Consider the following 21,189-nt stretch of genomic DNA (forward strand, 5'->3'; position numbering starts at 1 on the left):
TCGTTTTTATTTGCGTGCCCCCAAGGCCGCTCCTACACCTGACCGCGTCAACCGGTCGGATTGGAACGGTCTTCGCGCCGTTCGATCTCCTCGGCATACCGCCCCGCAAAGGCCATCAACACCGGCCCAGCGCCCTGCAAGGTCACCAACGCAGCGCGCAGGAAATTCATGTTCCCCTCAACCCGCGCCCGCTCCAACCACTGCCCGGCCTCCGCCATCTGCCCGCGCTCTACCAGTACCAGCGCCAGGCTGAACATCCCTCGAAAATCCCCAGCCTCAGCCGAACGCCGATACCAGCGCACCGCTCGCGCCGGGCTTGGCGCCGTTGCAATGCCCTGCTCCAGGTAACGCCCGTACAGGTTCATCGACTTGGCATGCCCCATCTGCGCAGCCTTCTCGTAGCACATCAGTGCCTGCGCCTGATTGGCCGGCACCCCGCGACCAGTGGCCAGCAGGTTGCCCAGATTGTAAAGGCCCCAATCCAAACCGGCATCAGCCGCGCGCGCATAGTGGATGGCCGCCTGCGTCAGGCTCGGCTCGCCGCCCCAACCATGCTCCAGGCAACGCCCGAGCATGTTGTGCGCCATGGCACTGCCGCCCTGTGCGGCGATGCCAAACCAACGCCGGGCCACGGTGGCATCCTCCTGGATTCCACGGCCATCCAGCAGGATCTGCCCCAACAGCAACTGCGCCTCGACCGCGCCCTGCCCCGCTGCCGCCAGAATCGCCTGAGCGGCCTTGCCGGGGCTTTCCTCCAGCATGGCCTGCAAACCGGCCACATCCACCACTTCCTCACGTCGCAACTGGTAGGACACGGCTCATACCTCAGCCCAGCGGCGCAGCAGGTTGTGGTACGTGCCGGTCAGTTGCAGCAGCGACGGATGGTCCGGCACATCGGCAGTCAATTGCTGGATAGCGTTATCCATCTCGAACAACAGCGTCCGCTGGCTGTCCTCACGCACCAGGCTCTGGGTCCAGAAAAATGCGGCGTAACGCTGGCCACGGGTTACCGGGTTTACCTTGTGCAGGCTGGTGCCGGGGTACAGCACCAGGTCACCGGCGGCCAACTTGACCTGCTGCACGCCGTAAGTGTCCTGAATCACCAACTCGCCACCGTCGTAGCTGTCCGGGTCGCTGAGGAACAGCGTGGAAGACAGGTCGGTACGCACCCGCTCCGGGCTGCCCTTGGGCTGGCGCAGGGCGTTGTCGATGTGGAAACCGAAGTTGCCGCCTTCGCGGTAGCAGTTGATCAGCGGCGGGAACACCTTGTGTGGCAAGGCCGCCGACATGAAGCGCGGAGTTTTCCACAGCCGGTCGATCAGCGCGCTGCCAATCTCCTTGGCCAGCGGGTGCCCTTCCGGCAACTGCAGGTTGTGCTTGGCCTTGGCCGACTGGTAGCCAGCCGTAGCCTTGCCATCAGCCCAGTCGGCCTGCTCCAGCGCCTGGCGAATACGGGCCAGCTCATCAGCGTCGAACAGGCCTGGGATGTGAAGCAGCATGGCAGCAGCACCGTTAGGAAGTGTAAAGGCGCCAATGATATTGATTCCCTTTTGCGCTGCACAAGCCCCATTCGCCGCTTAAGACGTTTCAGCTGGATGAAACCGTAAAGGCAAATTGTAAAGATTGTAAATTCCTCACGAATGGTAACGAATCTCAATTGTGAGTCACAATTGCTTACATTAAGATCCGCCGCCTCAACACCTTGGGGAAGGTCCTTAGCAATGCGCCAGTCCGTACCATCTGCTGTGAGTTCGCCACGCCTGATCGTGTCTGCCATCGGTGTCGCCCTTAGCGCCACGTCGGTCTACGCCGCCGACCCGGCCGCCACCAGCGCCATCACCCTCGACGCCACCAGCGTCAATGGCAAGGCTGAACAAGCCAGCACCGATTACAAGGTTGAAAAGGCCTCCTCGCAGAAGTACACCGCGCCGCTGTTAGACACCCCGCGCTCGGTTACCGTGATCCCGCAGCAAGTGATCAAGGACACCAATGCCTTGACCCTGCAGGACGCACTGCGCACTGTGCCGGGCATTACCTTCGGTGCTGGCGAAGGCGGCAACCCGCAAGGCGACCGCCCGTTCATTCGTGGCTTCGATGCCCAGGGTGATACGTACCTGGACGGCGTACGAGACACTGGCGCGCAAACCCGCGAAATTTTCGCCATCGAGTCGGTGGAAGTGGCCAAGGGCCCTAACTCGGCCATCGGTGGCCGTGGCGCTGCAGGCGGCACCATCAACCTGGTGAGCAAGCGCGCGCACCTTGGCAACTCGCTCGACGGCGCCTGGACTTGGGGCAGCGACCAGACCCAGCGCTACACCTTCGATGGCAACTACCAGTTCAGCGATACCGTTGCCGGCCGCCTGAACCTGATGACCCACGAAAGCAACGTCGCCGGCCGCGACAAGGTCAACTACGACCGCTGGGGTATCGCCCCGTCGCTGGCCTTCGGCCTGGGCACGCCAACCCGCGTCAACCTTGACTACTACCACCTGGAAAGCGACGACCTGCCGGATTCGGGCATCCCCTACACCATCCCGACCAACGGCAGCGCCGGGCGCACCTCGGCGCACCCGAGCAAACCGAATGACGGCGGCGACAGCGATAACTTCTACGGCCTGACCGGTCGCGACTTCCGCAAGACCCGCGTGGACATCGCCACCTTCGCCATCGAGCACGACCTGACCGACGCGCTGACCATCAAGAACACCCTGCGTCACGGCAACAGCATGCAGGACTACATCCTGACCCAGCCTGACGACAGCAAGGGCAACGTCAACAACGGCAGCGTGTGGCGTCGTGCCAACACCCGGGTGGGTAATACCGCCACCACCACCAACCAGACCGACCTGTTCGGCGAGTTCTATGTAGGTGGTTTGAAAAACAGCTTCTCCACCGGTATCGAGCTGAGCCGTGAAGAAAGCGAGCGCTCCAGCTACACCGTTGACACCGACACCGTCCCAGGCGGCAGCGCCAATACCAACTGCACCCCGGGCATGATCGGCTCCACCAGCGGGTACAACTGCACCTCGCTGAGCAACCCGAACCCGGATGATCCGTGGAACGGCACCATCTCGCGCAACTACGCTGGCACCACCACCAACAGCAAGACCCGCGCGATCTATGTATTCGACACCCTGGAGCTGACCCCCGAGTGGCTGGTCAACATGGGCCTGCGATACGACCACTTCGACACCGACTACAAAACCTACAACGCCGCTGGCACCACCACTGCCAAAGGCAACGACGTCAGCGAGTTCGTGACCGGCCAACTGGGTCTGGTGTGGAAGCCGGCCGAAAACGGCAGCATCTACGTGTCCTACGCCACCTCCGCTACGCCACCAGGCGCCATGCTCGGCGAAGGTACCGAAGGCAACCCGCTGGGTGGCACACCTGACCGCAACGGGAATCTGCTGGCCAGCGATATGGAGCCGGAAGAAACCACCAACTACGAGATCGGCACCAAGTGGAACCTGCTTGACGAGCGCCTGTCTCTGGCTGCGGCGCTGTTCCGCACCGAGAAAGAAAACGCCCGGGTACAGGTCAACACCAACACCTACGAGAACGTCGGTGAAACCCGCGTGCAAGGTATTGAACTGTCTGCCAGCGGCAAGCTGACCGATAAATGGCAGGTGTTCGCCGGCTACACCTACATGCAGGCACGCCAGATCGACGGCGGCCCGCTGGGCAAGGCCAACGACGGCAACCAACTGCCGAACACGCCAAACAACAGCGCCAGCTTGTGGACCACTTACGCGATCACGCCGAAGCTGACCATCGGTGGCGGTGCGTTCTACGTGGATGACGTGTACGGCAGCGTAGCCAACACCACCATGGTCGACAGCTACGTTCGCTACGACGCCATGGCGGCCTACAAGCTGACCAAGAACGTCGACCTGCAGCTGAACGTGCAGAACCTGACCAACGAGGTGTACTACGACAAGGCCTTCTCCACCCACTTCGCCAACCAGGCGGCCGGGCGGACTGCACTGTTGACCACCAGCGTTCACTTCTAACGCAGCAGCCCAAAGCCCCGTTCATACCAGTGAGCGGGGCTTTTGCGTATCAAGGCATAATGCACGCCGCGCAGGTAGCGGCAGCAACACAAGGTGAGAGACGTGGTGAAGAAGACGCTGTTCCAATTGCACTGGTTCTTTGGCATCACCGCTGGCCTGGTGCTGGCCCTGATGGGCATCACGGGGGCCTTGTACTCGTTCCAGGAAGAACTGCTGCGCGCATTCAATGCCGATGTGCTCAAGGTAGAGGTGCGCGCCGAAGGCGTGCTGCCGCCAGCCGAGCTGGTCCAGCGAGTCGAGGCCCAGCAACACGACAAGGTGTCGATGCTGTGGGTCGACGTGCGTGAAGGCAACGCCGCACGGATCTTCTTCATGCCGCCACCAGGCGAACGCCGTGGCGAGCTGCGCTATGCCGACCCCTACACCGGCGAACTCAAGGGCAAAGTGGCCGGGCAAGGCTTCTTCAACCTCATGCTCAACCTGCACCGCTTCCTGGCCATGGGCGACACCGGCCGGCAGATTACCGGTGCCTGCACCCTGATGCTGGTGTTCTTCTGCCTCTCCGGACTGTACCTGCGCTGGCCGCGCAAGGCACTGGACTGGCGCACCTGGCTGACCTTCGACTGGGCGAAGAAAGGCCGAGCCTTCAACTGGGACCTGCACGCCGTGGCCGGTACCTGGTGCCTGCTGTTCTATCTGCTGTTCGCCCTTACCGGGCTGTTCTGGTCCTATGAATGGTACCGCGAAGGCCTGAACAAGCTGCTGGCCGACAAGCCGGCCGCGGGCCAGCAACAAAAACGCGGCGAAGGCCGTGGCCGCCACGGGCCGCAGAAAGTCGACAAGAACGCACCGCCGCTGGTGGTCGACTATGACGCGATCTGGGCCAACCTCAAAAACGCTGCCGGCCCAGGCCTGGCCATGTATAACCTGCGCCTGCCGCCGGCGGGTGGCCAGCCTGCCAACCTGTTTTACTTGCTGGACAACGCCGATCACCCGCGCGCGTTCAACACCTTGGTGCTGGACCCGGCCACCGGACAGGTGAAAAACCACGACCGCTACACCGATAAGTCCTTCAAGGCCCAGCTGCTGCAAAGCGTCTACGCCCTGCACGTTGGCGAATACTTCGGCCTGCCGGGCCGCATCATCGTCACCATCGCCAGCCTGACCATGCCGCTGTTCTTCGTCACCGGCTGGCTGCTATACCTCGACCGCCGCCGCAAGAAGCGCCAGGTGCGCGAGGCCCGTGGCAACGTTGCCAGCAACAATGGCAGCGGCGAAAGCTGGCTGATCAGTTTTGCCAGCCAAAGCGGCTTTGCCGAGCAACTGGCCTGGCAGAGCGCCGGGCAGCTGCAAGCAGCGGGCATGCCGGTACAGGTGCGCGCCCTGGCCGAACTGGGTGAAAACGACCTTCGACAAGCCCGCCGCGCGCTGTTCGTGGTCAGCACCTTCGGCGACGGCGAAGCCCCCGACAGCGCCCGCGCCTTCGAGCGCAAGGTGCTTGGCCAACCTTGGGCGCTGAACAACCTCAGCTACGCTGTACTCGCCCTCGGCGACCGCCAGTATCCGCACTTCTGCGGCTTCGCCCGCCGCTTGCAGGCATGGCTGGGTGAGCGCGGCGCCAGCAGCGCGTTCAGCCCGGTGGAAGTGGACAATGCCGACCAGGCAGCGCTGCAGCAGTGGCAGCAAGAACTGGCGCAACTGACCGGCGCCCAGCCGGTGGCCGCCTGGCAGCCGCCGAGCTTTGCCAACTGGTCACTGGTGCGCCGCGAACTGTTGAACCCAGGCAGCCAAGGGCAGCCGGTGTACCTGCTTGGCTTGCAACCGGAAGCGCCTGCCAGCTGGGAGGCTGGCGACCTGGTGGAGATCCTACCGCTCAATGGCCAGCCCCGTGTCGACGCCTTCCTCAATGGCCTGGCGCTGGACGCCAGCGCCAAGGTGCAGGTGAATGGCCTGAGCGAAACCCTGGCCCAGGCCCTCGCTGGCCGCCAGTTGCCGGCACGTCGTGATCACTTGATCGGCTTGCAGCCGCAGGCGTTGATCGATGCACTGGTGCCGATCGGCAGCCGCGAATACTCCATCGCCTCGATCGCCAGCGATGGCGTGCTGGAGCTGATCGTGCGCCAGGAACGCCACGCCGATGGCCACCTGGGCCTGGGCTCGGGCTGGCTGACCGAGTACCTGCCGCTGAACGGCACCTTGAGCCTGCGCCTGCGGCGTAACAGCGGTTTCCACCTGCCGGAAAGTGCCGCACCGATGATTCTGATCGGTAACGGCACCGGCCTGGCCGGCCTGCGTAGCCTGATTCGGGCGCGGGTGAATGCTGGCGAGCAGCGTAACTGGCTGCTGTTCGGCGAGCGTAACCGGGCGCATGACCTGCTGTGTGGCGATGAGCTGCAAGGCTGGCTGGACAGCGGCGACCTGGCACGGCTGGATCTCGCGTTTTCACGCGATCAGGCTGAGAAGGTGTATGTGCAGGATGTGTTGCTGCAGCAGGCCGAGGAGTTCAAACGCTGGGTGGCGGATGGCGCCTGTGTGTATGTCTGCGGCAGCCTGCAAGGGATGGCTGCGGGGGTAGATGCTGCGCTGAACGGCATGCTTGGGGACGCTGCTGTACAGCAACTGATCGAGGATGGCCGGTATCGGCGGGATGTGTATTGATCGAAAATTAATGTAACCAGCGCCGGCCTCTTCGCCCGCAAGCCCGCTCCCACAGGGTCCTCACAGATTTCGAATACTGTGCAGTACCTGTGGGAGCGGGCTTGCCGGCGATAGGGCCAGTTCAGGCCGTCAGTGAAGCTCGAAGGTATCGGCATCCAGGTTGGCTGGGAACTTGGCCCGGTAAGCCGCCAGCTCCGCCGCGCTCAACACTGCAGTGAACACCCCGTCCGCTTCCCCGGCACTGAGCAGGCTCTCACCCTGGAAGTCCAGCACCTGGCTATCGCCCGAATACGCAAAGCCTTTGCCATCCGTCCCCACCCGGTTAACCGCTGCCACATAGCACAGGTTCTCGATCCCCCGCGCCGGCAGCAGCCGGTTCCAGTGCTGGCGCCGCGCAGCCGGCCAGTTAGCGGTGTACAGCAGCAGGTCGGTGTCCTGGGCATCGCGGCTCCACACCGGGAAGCGCAGGTCGTAGCAGATCAGTGGGCGAATTCGCCAGCCCTTGAGCTCGAACTGGACCTGGCGCTCGCCCGGGGTGTAGTGCTTGTGCTCACCGGCCATGCGGAACAGGTGGCGCTTGTCGTAATGCAGAATTTCGCCATCCGGCCGCGCCCACAGCAAGCGGTTGCGGTGGCTGCCGTCACTGGCCTGGATGATCACGCTACCGGTAATCACCGCGTTGCATTTCTTCGCCTGGGCCTTCAGCCACTTGTAGGTCGGGCCGTTCTCCGGCTCGCACAGGCTTTCCGATTGCATCGAGAAACCGGTGGTGAACATTTCCGGCAGGATTACCAGGTCCACCTCGCCCACCTGCTCCAGCAGCACCTCGAAGTGCGCATAGTTGGCCTCGCGGTCGTGCCAGGCCAGGGTGGTTTGCACCAGGGCGACTCTCAGGTTCGGCAGTGTGCTCAAATCGCGCATAGTCGTTCCGCTGCCTGACGCAGCGTCTCCTCTCGTTTGGCAAAGCACAGGCGGACCAGGCGTTGCTCGGGGATGGGTTGCTGGTAGAACACCGACACCGGAATGGTCGCCACACCGTGCTCGCGGGTGAGCCACAGCGACATGTCGACATCGTTCAGGTCCGGGCGGATCTGCGAATAGTCCACCAGCTGGAAATAGGTACCCGCCGTGCGGGTGAAGCTGAACCGCGAACCGTCCAGCAAACCGCAGAACAGGTCTCGCTTGGCCTGGTAGAAGGCCGGCAGTTCATCGATGTGCTCGGGGTGCTCGGCCATGAAGTCGGCCAGCGCACATTGCAAAGGCGTCACGCCGCAGAAGTTGACGTACTGGTGAACCTTGCGCAGCTCCGCGCTCAGCGCCGGGGACGCGATCACGTAGCCGGTCTTCCAGCCGGTCACGTGGTAGGTCTTGCCGAACGAGCTGACCACGAAGGCGCGTTGGTACAACTGCTCATGGGCCAGCACGCTGGCGTGGCGTACGCCGTCGTACACCAGGTGCTCGTAGACCTCGTCGCTGACCAGGTAGATATCACGGTCGGCAATGAGTGCCGCCAACTGGTCGAGGTCTTCGCGGGTAATCAACGCGCCACTGGGATTATGCGGCGAGTTGAGGATGACCATGCGCGTGCGCGGGCTCAAGGCATCGCTGAACTTCTGCCAGTCGATGCGGAAGTCGCCGTCGCTGAGTTGCACATGCACGCAGCGGCCACCGGCCAGCTCCACGGACGGCTCGTAACTGTCGTAGCAAGGGTCGAAGACGATGACCTCGTCACCCGCATGGACCACAGCCTGAATGGCACAGAAGATCGCCTCGGTGGCACCGGGGGTGATGGTCACTTCCTGGTCCGCATCCACCTTGGCGCCATACAGGCGCTCGACCTTGGCTGCCACCTGCTGGCGCAGGGCCGGCAGGCCGGTCATCGGCGAATACTGGTTGTGCCCGGCAGCCACATGCCGGCCCACTGCATCGAGCAGGGCCTGCGGGCCGTTGAAATCAGGGAAACCCTGGGACAGGTTGAGCGCACCGGTCTGCACGGCGAGCTGGGACATGGTGGTGAAGATGGTCGTGCCGACGTTCGGCAGTTTGCTGCGGATCATGGAGCCCTCTTTCCTGGGGTGTATCCGGCACGGGGTGGAGTCCGAGCATAGCGGATCGGGCGGTCAGGAAAAAGGTTGAAACATTAGGGGCATTGCTTTGGATCAAACGGCCTCTTCGCGAGCAAGCCCGCGAAGAGGCTGAGGCGGAATCAGCGCTTGTCGCGGCGCTTCTTCTCGGCCTTCTTGTGGTGCGACATCAGGCGGCGCTTCTTGTTGACCTGGCGGTCGGTGAGGGTGTTCTTCTTGCCCTCGTACGGGTTCTCACCGCCCTTGTACTCGATGCGGATCGGCGTACCGACCAGCTTCAGCACACGGCGGTAGGTGTTCTCCAGGTAACGCGAGTACGACTTCGGAATTTTCTCGGTCTGGTTACCGTGAATCACGATCAGCGGCGGGTTGGCCCCCCCCAGGTGGGCATAGCGCAGCTTGATGCGGCGACCGTTCACCAGCGGTGGCTGGTGCTCGCTCACGGCGTCTTCCAGGATCTGCGTCAGGCGGCTGGTAGGCCAACGGGTTACCGCCGACTTGAACGCGGCCTGCACCGACTTGTACAGGTTACCCACGCCAGTGCCATGCAAGGCGGAGATGAAGTGGATGTCGGCGAAGTCAACGAAGAACAGCCGGCGCTCCAGCTCGGTCTTCACGTAGTCGCGTTCGCCGGGCTGCATGCCATCCCACTTGTTCAGGGCGATGACGATGGCGCGGCCCGCTTCCAGGGCAAAGCCCAGCAGGTTCAGGTCGTGGTCCACCACACCTTCGCGGGCGTCCATGACGAAGATCACCACGTTGGCGTCCTTGATCGCCTGCAGCGTCTTCACCACCGAGAACTTCTCGACTTCCTCGTGGATCTTGCCGCGTTTGCGCACACCGGCGGTGTCGATGAAGGTGTACTTCTCGCCATCGCGTTCGAACGGGATGTAGATACTGTCACGGGTGGTACCCGGCTGGTCATAGACCACCACGCGCTCTTCACCGAGCATGCGGTTGACCAGGGTGGATTTACCCACGTTCGGGCGGCCGATAATGGCGATCTTGATGCCATCTTTCTCGCTCGGGCCAGGGATGCGCACAGCTTCTTCGCCTTCGGCGACTTCGGCGTCCAGGGCTTCTTCGACCTGGTCGCGCGGCAGGTGGCCAAGCACGGCCTCCATCAGCGCGTTGATGCCACGGCCCTGGGAGCCCGCCACCGGAATGGCGTTGCCCATGCCCAGCGGCGAGAACTCGGCGCGAGCTACGTCGGCGTCGATGTTGTCGATCTTGTTAGCGACCAGAATCGCCTCTTTGTTGCGCTTGCGCAGGTGCTCGGCAATCATCTGGTCGGCGGCGGTCATGCCGGCGCGGGCATCGACCAGGAACAGCACGTAGTCGGCTTCTTCGATGGCCATGAGCGACTGCTCGGCCATTTTCTCGTCCATGCCCACTTCGTCACCGGTAATACCACCGGTGTCGATCAGGATGAAGGAACGACCCTGCCAGCTGGCATCGCCATACTGGCGGTCACGGGTCAGGCCCGACAAGTCACCGACGATGGCATCGCGGGTTTTGGTCAGGCGGTTGAACATGGTGGATTTGCCGACGTTCGGGCGGCCCACCAGGGCAATTACGGGAACCATCGGCTCTCCACTCTCGAATTCTTGAAAATGCAAAGGCCGCTGCAAGGCAGCGGCCGGAGTACGGGCGGCGTGTCCTACGCCGCAGCTTGAAGCCCGCCAAGGCTTCAAGCATAGCTTCAGCGGATGGTCAGTGCCTCGAGCTTGCCGCTGTTGCCGAAGACGTAGATGGTGTCGCCGACCACAAGTGGGCGGGCGCGCAGGCCATCGCTGTCGATACGCTCACGGCCGACGAAGCGGCCATCGACCTGGCTCAGCAGGTGCAGGTAACCTTCAAAGTCGCCTACCGCTACGTAGCTGGAAAACACTTCCGGCGCCGACAGCTGGCGGCGCGCCATGGTGTCGTTGGTCCACAGGGCGCTGGAAGTGCGCTCGTCGACGCTTTCCACGGTACCCGACGCTTCGCTGACGTAGACATTGCCGAAACCTTGGGCAACGCCCACGTAGCTGGACGCATCACGCTGCCACAGCACACGGCCGCTTTCCAGGTCCAGGCCCGCTACACGGCCCTGATAGGTGCTGACGTAGAGGGTTTCACCGGACAGCAGCAAGCCGCCATCGATGTCGACCACACGGTCCAGCTCGGAACGGCCTTGTGGAATGGCCACACGGCTTTCCCACACTGGCACGCCGTTATTGATGTCCACCGCCACCACCTTGCCAGTGGACAGGCCGGCAATGGCCAGGCGGTTGGTGGCAATCGGGGCACCGGTGCCACGCAGGGTCAGTACGGCCGGGGTGTTTTCGTAGATCCAGCGGCGGTCGCCAGTAGCGGCATCCAGGCCAATCAGGCGGTCGTCCTGGGTTTGCACCACCACCACATCACCGTTGTTGGCAGGCGGGGCCAGCACTTCGCTGGTCACGCGGGAGCGCCAACGCTCTTCACCGGTGCTGGAATCCAGGGCAATCACTTCACCCTTGAGGGTGCCGAGCATGACCAGGCCATAGCCCACGCCAACTGCGCCGGAAACCTGCAGCTCCAGGTCCTTCTTCCACACGACATCGCCAGTGATGCGGTCCAGGGCGAACACTTCGCCGTTGACGTCGGAGGCGTAGATACGGTCGTTCTCGATGGCCGGCACCAGGGTGTTGTAGGTTTCACCCTGGCCGTCACCGATCGAACGGCTCCACTGCTTCTTCAGCACCACTTCCTCGGTGAACTTGGTCAGCTCGGCCGGAGGCAGTTCCTTCTTGCTGTTGCTGCTGCAACCTGCGGCCAGCACGGCCAGGGTCAGCACTGCTGCATGTTTCCAACCGATCACTTACGCGTCCCCTTTAGCCAGGTCATCCAGCTTCAATTGCAGGCCACCGACTGCCGCGTCATCGGACAGCGCAGCCTTGGCTTTTTCGTAAGCGCTGTGTGCGTCGGCGGCACGGCCCAGTTGCACCAGCAGGTCACCTTTCAACTCTTCACGGCTGGCCAGGAAGGCTTTGTCGGCATCACCGTCAAGCAGCTTGAGCGCGTCTTCGGCCTTGTTCTGGGCGGCAAGCACGCGAGCCAGACGCTGGCGCGAAATCTCGCCCAAGGTCACGTCGGCCGGCTTGTCCAGCACGCTTTTCAGCTCGGCAGCGGCGTCGTCGAGCTTACCGCTCTCGACTGCCACCTTGGCCACGAACAGGCTGCCGTACTGGGCGTAAGCAGTACCGCCAAACTCGCTCTTGAGCTTGCCGGCCAGTTCCGCGACCTTGGTGGCGTCTGGCTGGCCAGTCGGCGTCAGGCTGGTCTCAAGCAACGCCTGATACAGCTGCGAGGCACCTTGCGACTGGTTGTTCTGGTACTTGTGCCAGGTATTCCAGCCCAATACCACCACGCCGGCCAGCAATGCGCCGGTCAGCAGCGGCTTGCCGTTGCGATTCCACCAGTCCTTGACCCCTGCCAGATCATCATCATCGGTACTCGACACCCCAATACTCCTTTTCGCCTATTCGTTGTTGAACCGCGTTACGCCTGCGCGATCGCGGTTTCCAGGTGCTCTGCCAGAGCATCCCAGGCAATGTTCTGTTGTTCGCCCTGGCCACGCAGGGGCTTCAAGCCGATTTCTTGCTTTGCCAGCTCGTCGTCGCCCAGGATCAGGGCGAACAGCGCGCCACTCTTGTCGGCTTTCTTGAACTGGCTCTTGAAGCTGCCACCACCGGCGTTTACCGCCAGGCGCAGGCCCGGCAGGCGGTCACGCAGGCCTTCGGACAGGCGCAGACCTGCCAGTTCGGCCTGCTCACCAAAGGCGCACAGGTAGACGTCGATCTGGCGGCTGATGGACTCCGGTACCTTGCCAAGGGTTTCCAGCAGCAGGATCAGGCGCTCGATACCCATGGCGAAACCAACGCCGGTGGTCGGCTTGCCGCCCATCTGCTCGACCAGCCCGTCGTAGCGGCCGCCGGCACACACGGTGCCCTGGGCGCCCAACTTGTCGGTGACCCACTCGAACACGGTCTTGCTGTAGTAGTCCAGGCCACGTACCAGCTTGGTGTTGATCACGAACGGAATGCCGGCTGCGTCCAGGCGGGCCTTCAGGCCTTCGAAGTGCACGCGGGACGCTTCGTCCAGGTAGTCTTCCAGCTTCGGCGCACCCACCAGTACCGCCTGGGTGTTCTGGTCCTTGCTGTCGAGAATGCGCAGCGGGTTGCTCTTCAGGCGGCGCTGACTGTCTTCGTCCAGCTGCTCCAGGCGTGCCGAGAGGAACTCGACCAGCGCGTCACGGTAGCGTGCACGGGCCTCACTGGTACCCAGGCTGTTGAGCTCCAGCTTGACCGCGTCCTGGATGCCCAGCAGGCCCCACAGGCGCCAGGTCAGCATGATCAGCTCGGCATCGATGTCCGGGCCGTCCAGGTTGAACACTTCCACGCCAATCTGGTGGAACTGGCGGTAGCGGCCTTTCTGCGGGCGCTCGTGGCGGAACATCTGGCCGATGTACCACAGTTTCTGCACCTGGCCATTGCCGGTGATGCCATGCTCCAGCACGGCACGCACGCAAGCGGCGGTGCCTTCAGGGCGCAAGGTGAGCGAATCGCCGTTGCGATCCTCGAAGGTGTACATCTCTTTTTCGACGATATCGGTCACTTCACCGATCGAGCGCTTGAACAGCTCGGTGAACTCGACGATCGGCGTACGGATCTGGCTGTACCCGTAGGTGTCCAGCAGCCCGGCCACGGTGCCTTCAAAGTAGCGCCACAGTGGCGACTGTTCTGGCAGGATGTCGTTCATGCCACGGATGGCTTGCAGCGATTTGCTCACGAATAGTCCTTACGAATTCTGTGTGTCAGCCACGGGCGATCAGCGCCGCATCGGCTTCGGCCTTTTCGGCCGCTTTCTGGCGGATGAGTTTTTCCAGCTCATCGACCAGGTTGTCATTGGTCAGCTTCTGCGCAGGCTTGCCATCGATGTAGATCAGGTTCGGCGTACCGCCGGTCAACCCTACATGGGCTTCCTTGGCTTCGCCCGGGCCGTTGACCACGCAACCGATCACTGCCACATCCAGCGGCACCAGCAGGTCTTCAAGGCGCCCTTCCAGCTCGTTCATGGTCTTGACCACATCGAAGTTCTGCCGCGAGCAGCTCGGGCAGGCGATGAAGTTGATGCCACGCGAGCGCAGGTGCAGCGACTTGAGGATGTCGTAGCCGACTTTCACTTCTTCGACCGGGTCGGCCGCCAGCGAGATACGGATGGTATCGCCAATGCCTTCGGCCAGCAGCATACCGAGGCCGACGGCGGATTTCACCGTCCCCGAACGCAGGCCACCGGCTTCGGTGATGCCCAGGTGCAGCGGCTGCACGATCTGCTTGGCCAGCAGGCGGTAGGCTTCGACGGCCATGAACACGTCGGAGGCCTTGACGCTGACCTTGAAGTCCTGGAAGTCCAGGCGGTCGAGGTGCTCGACGTGGCGCAGGGCCGACTCGACCAATGCGGCCGGGGTCGGCTCGCCGTACTTCTTCTGCAGGTCTTTTTCCAGGGAGCCGGCGTTGACGCCGATACGGATCGGGATACCACGGTCGCGGGCGGCATCGACCACGGCGCGTACACGGTCTTCACGGCCGATGTTGCCGGGGTTGATGCGCAGGCAATCCACGCCCAGCTCGGCCACACGCAGGGCAATTTTGTAATCGAAGTGGATGTCGGCGACCAGCGGCACACTGACCAGCTGTTTGATCTTGCCGAACGCCTCGGCGGCGTCCATGTCCGGCACTGAAACGCGCACGATGTCCACGCCGGCATCGACCAGGCGCTGGATTTGCGCCACGGTGGCGGCCACATCGTTGGTGTCGGTGTTGGTCATGCTCTGCACCGCGATGGGCGCATCACCACCCACCGGCACATTGCCGACCCAGATTTTGCGGGATTCGCGACGTTTGATCGGAGATTCGCCGTGCATGACTTACTGTCCCAACTTCAGGCGAGCGGTCTCGCCACTGGTGAACGGGGCAACATCGACGGCCTGGCCGTTGTAGCTGACCTGGGCGCCACGGGCAAAGCCCAGACGCACCGCGAACGGCGGCTTGCCGGTCAGTTCGAGGTTGTCCCCCTTGCGCTTGATGGCGCTGAACAGCACCTTGCCGTTGCCATCGGACACCTGGGTCCAGCAATCGGCGGTGAACTGGATGGCGACCTTGGCGCTGCCTGCCGGTACTGCGGCTGGCTCGGCGGCAGCCACGGCCGGCGCCGGTGCGGCAGGTGCAACAGCGGCCGGTGCCGGGGTAGCCGGTGCTACCGGGGTAGCCACTGCAGCAGGTGCAGGCTGCGCGGACGCTGGCTGGGCCGGCGTCGGCGCAGGCACTGCAGCAAGGGTTGGCGCCGGGCTTGCCGGTGCCTGTTCAGCAGCGGCGGCGGGCTGTTCGGCAGCGCCCTGCTCCAGCGCCAGCGGTGCGCTTTCGGCTTGCTGGCCAGCGGAAACAGCCTGGTCTTCAGGCTCATCGAGCGGGTGAATCTGGGTGGTGCCGTCGGCACTTTCGACTTCGACGTGCTCCAAAGCAATCTTGGCCAGGTCCTTGCCACGCAGGCTGCCCTGGTCCTGCCACCAGACGAAGCCGCCACCGACCACCGCCACCAGCAACAGCAGGCTGACGCCGCGCAGAATGTTGTGCGACAGGCGCACCGGCTCTTCGATACGGCCCAGCGAATGTACCTCGCTGCCTTTGGCGTGGGTGCCGGTGTAGCGGTCGAAGGCCTCTACCAGGGCGGCCTGGTCGAGGTCCATGAGCTTGGCATAGGCGCGAATGTAGCCACGGGCAAACGTATGCCCTGGCAGCTTGTCGAAGGCGCCGGTTTCCACGTGGTTCAACGAACTGACAGTGAGGTTGAGCTTGCGGGCCACCTCGGCTTGAGACCAGTCCCGTTTCTCACGGGCCAGGCGCAAAAGCTCACCGGGGTTCTGGCCAGGCGCTACTGCTACTTCGGGATGCGCGGCGTTCATCGTTGCTCCGACAGGTATTGCTGATATTCCGGCGTACCGGGATAAAGTCGTTGTAATTGCTGGCCCATCTCGGCCAGTGTGCCCTGCTCGTCGAACACCCGGGCAAGGCGACTGCCCAGCAGCAGGCTACGGGCATCGTGGTCGCTCAACTGGCTGAAACGATCGTAGTAGTCCCGGGCCGGCACATAATGCCTGTTTTCGTAGGACAACTCAGCCATTTCCAGCAACGCTTTCGGTTGCCGCTGGTTGAGTTGCAACGCTTTCAGCAGGTAAGCATGCGCCTGGTCGCGGCGATCGCGCTTCAGGGCAGTCAGGCCCAGGTTCTCGTACACGCGTGAGCGCTCAGGATACAGGGTATCGGCGCTGGCCAGGCGAAACATCTGCTCGGCCTCGGCAAATCGCCCCTGAGCATAAAGGAAACTGCCGTAATTGTTGCGCATTCGCGTGTCGCCGGCGCGGGCTTGCAAGGCCTTGCGAAAGTGGGCTTCGGCGAGTGCCGGCTCACCTTCGGCCTGGAATACCAGCGCCAGGGCCGCGTGCGCGTCGGCATCGGTGCTGTCGAGGGCCAGGGCCTTGCCCAGTGGCGCCTTGGCCTGCGCGGTCAAACCCTGTTGCAAATACCCCAGGCCCAGTTGCACATAAGCCCGCCCCGCCTCTGCCCTGCCCTGGCGGCTGGCCAGGGGGTCGCTCGCGCCGCCCGACACACAGCCGGCCAGCAGCAAGAGCGCAAGGATCGACAGCGCGGCGCGCAGGCTCATGGGCAAAGTCCCGGTCAGTGGCTGGCGGCGCTGTCTTGCAGCTCGACGTCCGCGGAGAGCTGGCGCACAGCGATGTAGCGCTCGCTACGGCGGGTGCGGTCGTTGACCTGGCCGACCAGCTGACCACAGGCAGCATCGATATCGTCACCACGGGTGGTGCGGGTGGTGACGTTGAAGCCACCGTGGTGCAGCAGGTCCTGGAAGCGACGAATGGCGTTGTTGCTTGGCCGCTCGTAGCCCGAATGCGGGAACGGGTTGAACGGGATCAGGTTGATCTTGCACGGTACATCGCGCAGCAATTCGATCATTTGCGCGGCATGCTCAGGCTGGTCGTTGACGTCCTTGAGCAGGGTGTACTCGATGGTCAGCACGCGCTTGCCACCCAGGGTGGACATGTAGCCCATGCAAGACTCCAGCAGCACTTTCAGCGGGTACTTCTTGTTGATCGGTACCAGCTTGTTGCGCAGTTCGTCGTTCGGTGCGTGCAGCGACAGGGCCAGCGACACGTCAATGTGCTTGGCCAGCTCGTCGATCATCGGCACCACGCCCGAGGTGGACAGGGTAACGCGACGCTTGGAAATGCCATAGCCCAGGTCATCCATCATGATTTTCATGGCGGCGATGACGTTGTCGAAGTTCAGCAAGGGCTCGCCCATGCCCATCATCACCACGTTGGTAATCGCGCGGTCGACTTTGGCAGGGACGGTCCCGAAGGATTTGTTGGCAAGCCACACCTGGCCGATCACTTCGGCGGCAGTGAGGTTGCTGTTGAAGCCTTGCTTGCCAGTGGAGCAGAAACTGCAGTCCAGGGCACAGCCGGCTTGCGACGATACGCACAAGGTGCCGCGGTCGTCGGTAGGAATGTAGACGGTCTCGACGCAGCTGCCGGAGGCAACGCGGATCACCCACTTGCGGGTACCGTCGGCGGAAATGTCTTCACTGACCACTTCCGGAGGCCGAATCTCGGCAACGGCCTCGAGCTTTTCGCGCAAGACCTTGCCTACGTTGGTCATGGCCGCAAAGTCGGACACGCCAAAATGGTGAATCCATTTCATCACCTGGCCGGCACGGAAGCGTTTTTCCCCGATCGAGTCGAAGAATTGTTCCATTTCCGGCTGGGTCAGACCCAACAGGTTGATTTTGCCAGTAGATGTCGTCATGGATTCACCCTCACCCGTAAGCTTTCGCTTAGCGAGTGGTTACCTCGGTAGCAGCGAAGAAGTAAGCGATTTCGCGAGCAGCAGCAGCTTCGGAGTCCGAACCGTGAACGGCGTTGGCGTCGATCGACTCGGCGAAGTCGGCACGGATGGTGCCTGGAGCAGCTTCTTTAGGGTTGGTAGCGCCCATCAGCTCACGGTTCAGAGCGATGGCGTTTTCGCCTTCCAGAACCTGAACAACAACCGGGCCGGAAGTCATGAAGGCAACCAGGTCACCGAAGAAGCCGCGCTCGCTGTGCTCAGCGTAGAAGCCTTCGGCTTCGGCTTTGGACAGTTGCTTGATTTTCGAGGCAACGATTTTCAGGCCGGCTTCTTCGAAGCGAGTGGTGATCTTGCCGATGACGTTTTTGGCAACGGCGTCAGGCTTGATGATCGAGAAAGTACGTTGAACAGCCATGGAAAACTCCAGAATATGAGTGACACGAAAAATTAAACCCGCGAATTATACGCGGGTTCCGGGGGATTGCCTAACCTGCAAGTGACGCTTAGTCGGCTTCGTCGATCCAGGCAGCCTGGATGGCCTCGAGCACTTTCTCACCGCCGCGTGACGGATCGTCGCTGAACTCTGGCAATGCCAGCACCCAGCGGTGCAGGTCTACGAAATTCACATAACGAGGATCGACCTCAGGCTTGCTTTCTGCAAGCTGAATGGCGATCTCAAGTACATCAATCCATTTCAGGCTCATGGTGCAAACCTCAGTGCGGCGCTTCAGCGGCGTGGTTGAGCGAGTACTTGGGGATCTCGATGGTCAGGTCTTCGTCAGCGACGACCACCTGACACCCCAGGCGCGACTGCGCTTCCAGGCCCCAGGCCTTGTCCAGCATGTCTTCTTCCAGCTCGTCGGCTTCTTCCAGCGAGTCGAAACCCTTGCGCACGATGCAGTGGCAAGTGGTGCAGGCCTTGACGCCGCCGCAGGCACTTTCCATCTCGATGTGATGGTCGTGGGCCAGTTCCAGGATATTGGTCCCAGTCGGCGCCTCCACGGTCAGCCCCTCGGGGCAGAACTTCTCATGCGGCAGGAATGTCACCAGCGGCATCGGTTACTCCTCGATCTCATTCAGGTTGCGCCCGGCCAGTGCGGCTTTGACCGTCGAATCAAGGCGACGGGCGGCAAATGCGTCGGTCACCTGCGACAGACGCTTGGTCTGTTGCTCGATGGCTGCGCCATCGGTGCCGGCCAGCAAATCACGTAGTTCTTGCATCTGGAATTCGATGGCTTCGCGCTCTTCACGGCTGAGCAGGCGCTCACCGTCGGCGTCCAGGGCGCCCTGTACCGCTTCAAGCAGGCGCTCGCCGTCCACCTGGTGCTCGCGCAGCTGGCGGGCGTGCTTGTCGGAACCTGCGTGTTCGAAGGAGTCCTTCAGCATGCGGGCGATTTCACCATCGGTCAGGCCGTAGGACGGTTTGATCTGGATGCTGGCTTCCACGCCCGAACCCAGTTCGCGGGCGGCGACGCTGAGCAGGCCATCGGCATCCACCTGGAAGGTGACGCGGATTTTCGCCGCACCGGCAACCATGGCCGGAATGCCGCGCAGCTCGAAACGGGCCAGCGAGCGGCAGTCGCTGATCAGCTCGCGCTCACCCTGCAGGACGTGGATCATCATGGCCGTCTGGCCATCTTTATAAGTGGTGAACTCCTGGGCACGCGCCACCGGAATGGTGGTATTGCGCGGGATCACCTTCTCCATCAGACCGCCCATGGTCTCAAGACCAAGCGACAGCGGAATGACATCGAGCAGCAGCAGTTCACCACCTTCACGGCGGTTGCCGGCCAGGGTGTCGGCCTGAATGGCGGCACCGATGGCCACCACCTGGTCAGGATCGATCGAGGTCAGCGGGGTACGGCCGAACAGCCCGCCCACGGCTTCGCGCACTCGCGGTACGCGGGTCGAGCCACCCACCATGACCACGGCACTGACTTCTTCCAGCTCCACGCCACTGTCGCGCACGGCGCGGCGGCACGCCTTGAGGCTGCGGGCAACCATCGGTTCGATCATGGCTTCGAACGCGGCACGGCTCAGCTCACCCTGCCAGGCGCCATGGCTGACGCCGACCACGTCGGCGTCGGTCAGGGCTTCCTTGGCGGCGCATGCTGTTTGCAGCAACGCACGCTGGGTCGCCGGGTCCAGGTCGGACGACAGGCCAGCCTGCTCGATGATCCAGCCGGCAATGGCGTGGTCGAAATCGTCGCCACCCAGGGCGGTATCGCCACCGGTGGCCAGCACCTCGAACACACCAGCGGTCAGGCGCAGAATGGAAATATCGAAGGTACCGCCACCCAGGTCATAGATGGCCACCACACCTTCGGCATTCTGGTCCAGGCCATAGGCCACGGCAGCCGCCGTCGGCTCATTGAGCAGGCGCAGCACGTTCAAGCCAGCCAGGCGCGCAGCGTCCTTGGTGGCCTGGCGCTGGGCGTCGTCAAAATAGGCCGGCACGGTGATCACCGCGCCTACCAGCTCGCCACCCAGGGTCGCTTCGGCGCGCTCGCGCAGCACCTTGAGGATGTCAGCGGACACTTCCACCGGGCTTTTCGGGCCCTGCACCGTGTCGATGAACGGCATATGCGACTCGCCACCCACAAAGCGGTAGGGCAACTGCTCGCCCAGCTGCTTGACGTCGGCCAGGCCGCGCCCCATCAGGCGCTTGACCGACAGCACGGTGTTCAGCGGGTCGCTGGAAGCGGCATCACGTGCGGCCTGCCCCACTTCGCTGCGCCCTTCGAGGTAGCGCACCGCGGACGGCAGAATGACGTTACCCTGCGCATCAGGCAGGGGCTCGCTACGGCCGCTGCGCAATGCGGCGACCAGAGAGTTGGTGGTACCCAGGTCGATCCCCACCGCCAGGCGGCGCTGGTGCGGCTGAGGGCTTTGACCGGGTTCGGCAATCTGCAGTAGGGCCATGCTTATCTGAATACCTTAGGTGCCATCACGGGCGACACCGGGTTAATCGTCGAGGCGCTCTTCCAGTTGGCGCACTTCTTGGGCGAGCTTGTCGAGGAATTGCATGCGACGCATCAGGCGCTCGGCCTTTTCGCGCTCGCCTGGGGCATCCCAGCAGGCGGCAAAGTCCTCGTTCAGGGTGTCCTGGGCAGCCTTCAGGCGCCGCTTGAACACACCCACGCCGTCAAGGTCGGCTTCGTCCTGCAACTCTTCGAGCTCTTCGCGCCACTGCATCTGCTGCAACAGGAAGTCCGGGTCGTGGACCGTGACTTCCTGGGGCACTTCATGACCACTGATGGCCAGCAGATAGCGGGCGCGACGCGGCGCACTGCGCAGTGTCTGGTAAGCGTCGTTGAGGGCTGCGGACTTCTCCAGCGCTACACGCTGCTCACGCTCGGAGGCGTCGGCAAAGCGGTCGGGATGGACTTCGCGGGCCAACTCGCGGTAGCGAGTGGCCAGCTTGTCGAGGTCCAGGCGGAAGCTTGGCTGGAGGTCAAACAATGCGAAATGACAAGGAGTTCCCACAGC

The 21,189-nt window shown here is 63.0% G+C and carries 19 protein-coding genes; 2 read left to right on the forward strand and 17 right to left on the reverse strand.

All coding sequences use genetic code 11. From position 1 onward, the window contains the following. Positions 1–47: 47 nt before the first annotated feature. Together D8767_RS24490 and D8767_RS24495 are read right to left on the reverse strand one after the other, a co-directional pair. Positions 48–815, reverse strand: a complete 768-nt coding sequence (locus D8767_RS24490; RefSeq protein ID WP_016713188.1) for a tetratricopeptide repeat protein — start codon at positions 813–815, stop codon at positions 48–50. A 3-nt stretch (positions 816–818) separates the two neighbouring features. Continuing rightward, positions 819–1,499, reverse strand: coding sequence for a Fe2+-dependent dioxygenase (locus tag D8767_RS24495; RefSeq protein WP_016713189.1), 681 nt, complete (start codon positions 1,497–1,499; stop codon positions 819–821). 222 nt (positions 1,500–1,721) lie between these two features. Between D8767_RS24495 and D8767_RS24500 the strand changes: the two genes are divergently transcribed. Then, a complete protein-coding gene (locus D8767_RS24500; protein WP_019098671.1) occupies positions 1,722–4,013 on the forward strand; it encodes a TonB-dependent siderophore receptor in 2,292 nt (763 codons plus the stop codon). Positions 4,014–4,115: 102 nt separating this feature from the next. After that, positions 4,116–6,671, forward strand: coding sequence for a sulfite reductase flavoprotein subunit alpha (locus D8767_RS24505; RefSeq protein ID WP_016713192.1), 2,556 nt, complete (start codon positions 4,116–4,118; stop codon positions 6,669–6,671). Positions 6,672–6,800: 129 nt separating this feature from the next. On the opposite strand, the gene D8767_RS24510 is transcribed toward D8767_RS24505, so the two are convergent. The 15 genes from D8767_RS24510 to hscB form a co-directional block, all read right to left on the reverse strand. Then, positions 6,801–7,592 (reverse strand): amidohydrolase, encoded by a 792-nt coding sequence (locus tag D8767_RS24510; protein WP_016713193.1) that lies wholly within the window; start codon positions 7,590–7,592, stop codon positions 6,801–6,803. Then, positions 7,580–8,728, reverse strand: coding sequence for a pyridoxal phosphate-dependent aminotransferase (locus D8767_RS24515; RefSeq protein WP_016713194.1), 1,149 nt, complete (start codon positions 8,726–8,728; stop codon positions 7,580–7,582). The genes D8767_RS24510 and D8767_RS24515 overlap by 13 nt, the downstream gene beginning before the upstream one ends. A 149-nt stretch (positions 8,729–8,877) precedes the next feature. Then, on the reverse strand, positions 8,878–10,341 hold the full coding sequence (gene der, locus D8767_RS24520) for a ribosome biogenesis GTPase Der (protein WP_016713195.1): 1,464 nt from the start codon (positions 10,339–10,341) through the stop codon (positions 8,878–8,880). Between the two features lie 116 nt (positions 10,342–10,457). Then, positions 10,458–11,600, reverse strand: a complete 1,143-nt coding sequence (gene bamB, locus D8767_RS24525) for an outer membrane protein assembly factor BamB (protein ID WP_016713196.1) — start codon at positions 11,598–11,600, stop codon at positions 10,458–10,460. Further along, on the reverse strand, positions 11,601–12,242 hold the full coding sequence (locus D8767_RS24530; protein WP_016713197.1) for a tetratricopeptide repeat protein: 642 nt from the start codon (positions 12,240–12,242) through the stop codon (positions 11,601–11,603). 38 nt (positions 12,243–12,280) lie between these two features. Then, on the reverse strand, positions 12,281–13,570 hold the full coding sequence (hisS, locus tag D8767_RS24535) for a histidine--tRNA ligase (protein ID WP_016713198.1): 1,290 nt from the start codon (positions 13,568–13,570) through the stop codon (positions 12,281–12,283). Positions 13,571–13,595: 25 nt separating this feature from the next. Beyond that, the gene (ispG, locus tag D8767_RS24540) at positions 13,596–14,705 is read right to left on the reverse strand and encodes a flavodoxin-dependent (E)-4-hydroxy-3-methylbut-2-enyl-diphosphate synthase (RefSeq protein WP_016713199.1); all 1,110 of its coding nucleotides are present in this window, start codon (positions 14,703–14,705) and stop codon (positions 13,596–13,598) included. A gap of 3 nt (positions 14,706–14,708) precedes the next feature. Then, entirely contained in the window at positions 14,709–15,743 is a 1,035-nt protein-coding gene (locus D8767_RS24545) for a RodZ domain-containing protein (RefSeq protein ID WP_016713200.1), read from the reverse strand. Then, a complete protein-coding gene (gene pilW / locus D8767_RS24550; protein ID WP_016713201.1) occupies positions 15,740–16,501 on the reverse strand; it encodes a type IV pilus biogenesis/stability protein PilW in 762 nt (253 codons plus the stop codon). The genes D8767_RS24545 and pilW overlap by 4 nt, the downstream gene beginning before the upstream one ends. Before the next feature lie 14 nt (positions 16,502–16,515). Further along, the gene (gene rlmN, locus D8767_RS24555) at positions 16,516–17,661 is read right to left on the reverse strand and encodes a 23S rRNA (adenine(2503)-C(2))-methyltransferase RlmN (RefSeq protein WP_016713202.1); all 1,146 of its coding nucleotides are present in this window, start codon (positions 17,659–17,661) and stop codon (positions 16,516–16,518) included. A 28-nt stretch (positions 17,662–17,689) separates the two neighbouring features. Beyond that, positions 17,690–18,115, reverse strand: a complete 426-nt coding sequence (ndk, locus tag D8767_RS24560) for a nucleoside-diphosphate kinase (protein WP_016713203.1) — start codon at positions 18,113–18,115, stop codon at positions 17,690–17,692. Between the two features lie 88 nt (positions 18,116–18,203). Further along, positions 18,204–18,404, reverse strand: a complete 201-nt coding sequence (gene iscX / locus D8767_RS24565; RefSeq protein WP_016713204.1) for a Fe-S cluster assembly protein IscX — start codon at positions 18,402–18,404, stop codon at positions 18,204–18,206. 10 nt (positions 18,405–18,414) lie between these two features. After that, positions 18,415–18,756 (reverse strand): ISC system 2Fe-2S type ferredoxin, encoded by a 342-nt coding sequence (fdx, locus tag D8767_RS24570; RefSeq protein WP_016713205.1) that lies wholly within the window; start codon positions 18,754–18,756, stop codon positions 18,415–18,417. Positions 18,757–18,759: 3 nt separating this feature from the next. Then, complete coding sequence (gene hscA / locus D8767_RS24575) at positions 18,760–20,622, reverse strand: Fe-S protein assembly chaperone HscA (protein ID WP_016713206.1); 1,863 nt, start codon at positions 20,620–20,622, stop codon at positions 18,760–18,762. Between the two features lie 42 nt (positions 20,623–20,664). Continuing rightward, a complete protein-coding gene (gene hscB / locus D8767_RS24580) occupies positions 20,665–21,186 on the reverse strand; it encodes a co-chaperone HscB (RefSeq protein WP_016713207.1) in 522 nt (173 codons plus the stop codon). Between the last annotated feature and the right edge of the window lie 3 nt (positions 21,187–21,189).

This window comes from Pseudomonas sp. LTGT-11-2Z, from assembly GCF_003691445.1.
GTDB lineage: Bacteria > Pseudomonadota > Gammaproteobacteria > Pseudomonadales > Pseudomonadaceae > Aquipseudomonas > Aquipseudomonas monteilii.

What these genes read in the sequence shown, in the direction of transcription:
- D8767_RS24495 (WP_016713189.1), bottom strand. Translation starts at nt 1,499, where the DNA reads ATGCTGCTTCACATCCCAGGCCTGTTCGACGCTGATGAGCTGGCCCGT.
- D8767_RS24500 (WP_019098671.1), top strand. Translation starts at nt 1,722, where the DNA reads ATGCGCCAGTCCGTACCATCTGCTGTGAGTTCGCCACGCCTGATCGTG.
- D8767_RS24510 (WP_016713193.1), bottom strand. Translation starts at nt 7,592, where the DNA reads ATGCGCGATTTGAGCACACTGCCGAACCTGAGAGTCGCCCTGGTGCAA.
- D8767_RS24515 (WP_016713194.1), bottom strand. Translation starts at nt 8,728, where the DNA reads ATGATCCGCAGCAAACTGCCGAACGTCGGCACGACCATCTTCACCACC.
- der (WP_016713195.1), bottom strand. Translation starts at nt 10,341, where the DNA reads ATGGTTCCCGTAATTGCCCTGGTGGGCCGCCCGAACGTCGGCAAATCC.
- ispG (WP_016713199.1), bottom strand. Translation starts at nt 14,705, where the DNA reads ATGCACGGCGAATCTCCGATCAAACGTCGCGAATCCCGCAAAATCTGG.
- D8767_RS24545 (WP_016713200.1), bottom strand. Translation starts at nt 15,743, where the DNA reads ATGAACGCCGCGCATCCCGAAGTAGCAGTAGCGCCTGGCCAGAACCCC.
- pilW (WP_016713201.1), bottom strand. Translation starts at nt 16,501, where the DNA reads ATGAGCCTGCGCGCCGCGCTGTCGATCCTTGCGCTCTTGCTGCTGGCC.
- rlmN (WP_016713202.1), bottom strand. Translation starts at nt 17,661, where the DNA reads ATGACGACATCTACTGGCAAAATCAACCTGTTGGGTCTGACCCAGCCG.
- ndk (WP_016713203.1), bottom strand. Translation starts at nt 18,115, where the DNA reads ATGGCTGTTCAACGTACTTTCTCGATCATCAAGCCTGACGCCGTTGCC.
- iscX (WP_016713204.1), bottom strand. Translation starts at nt 18,404, where the DNA reads ATGAGCCTGAAATGGATTGATGTACTTGAGATCGCCATTCAGCTTGCA.
- fdx (WP_016713205.1), bottom strand. Translation starts at nt 18,756, where the DNA reads ATGCCGCTGGTGACATTCCTGCCGCATGAGAAGTTCTGCCCCGAGGGG.
- hscA (WP_016713206.1), bottom strand. Translation starts at nt 20,622, where the DNA reads ATGGCCCTACTGCAGATTGCCGAACCCGGTCAAAGCCCTCAGCCGCAC.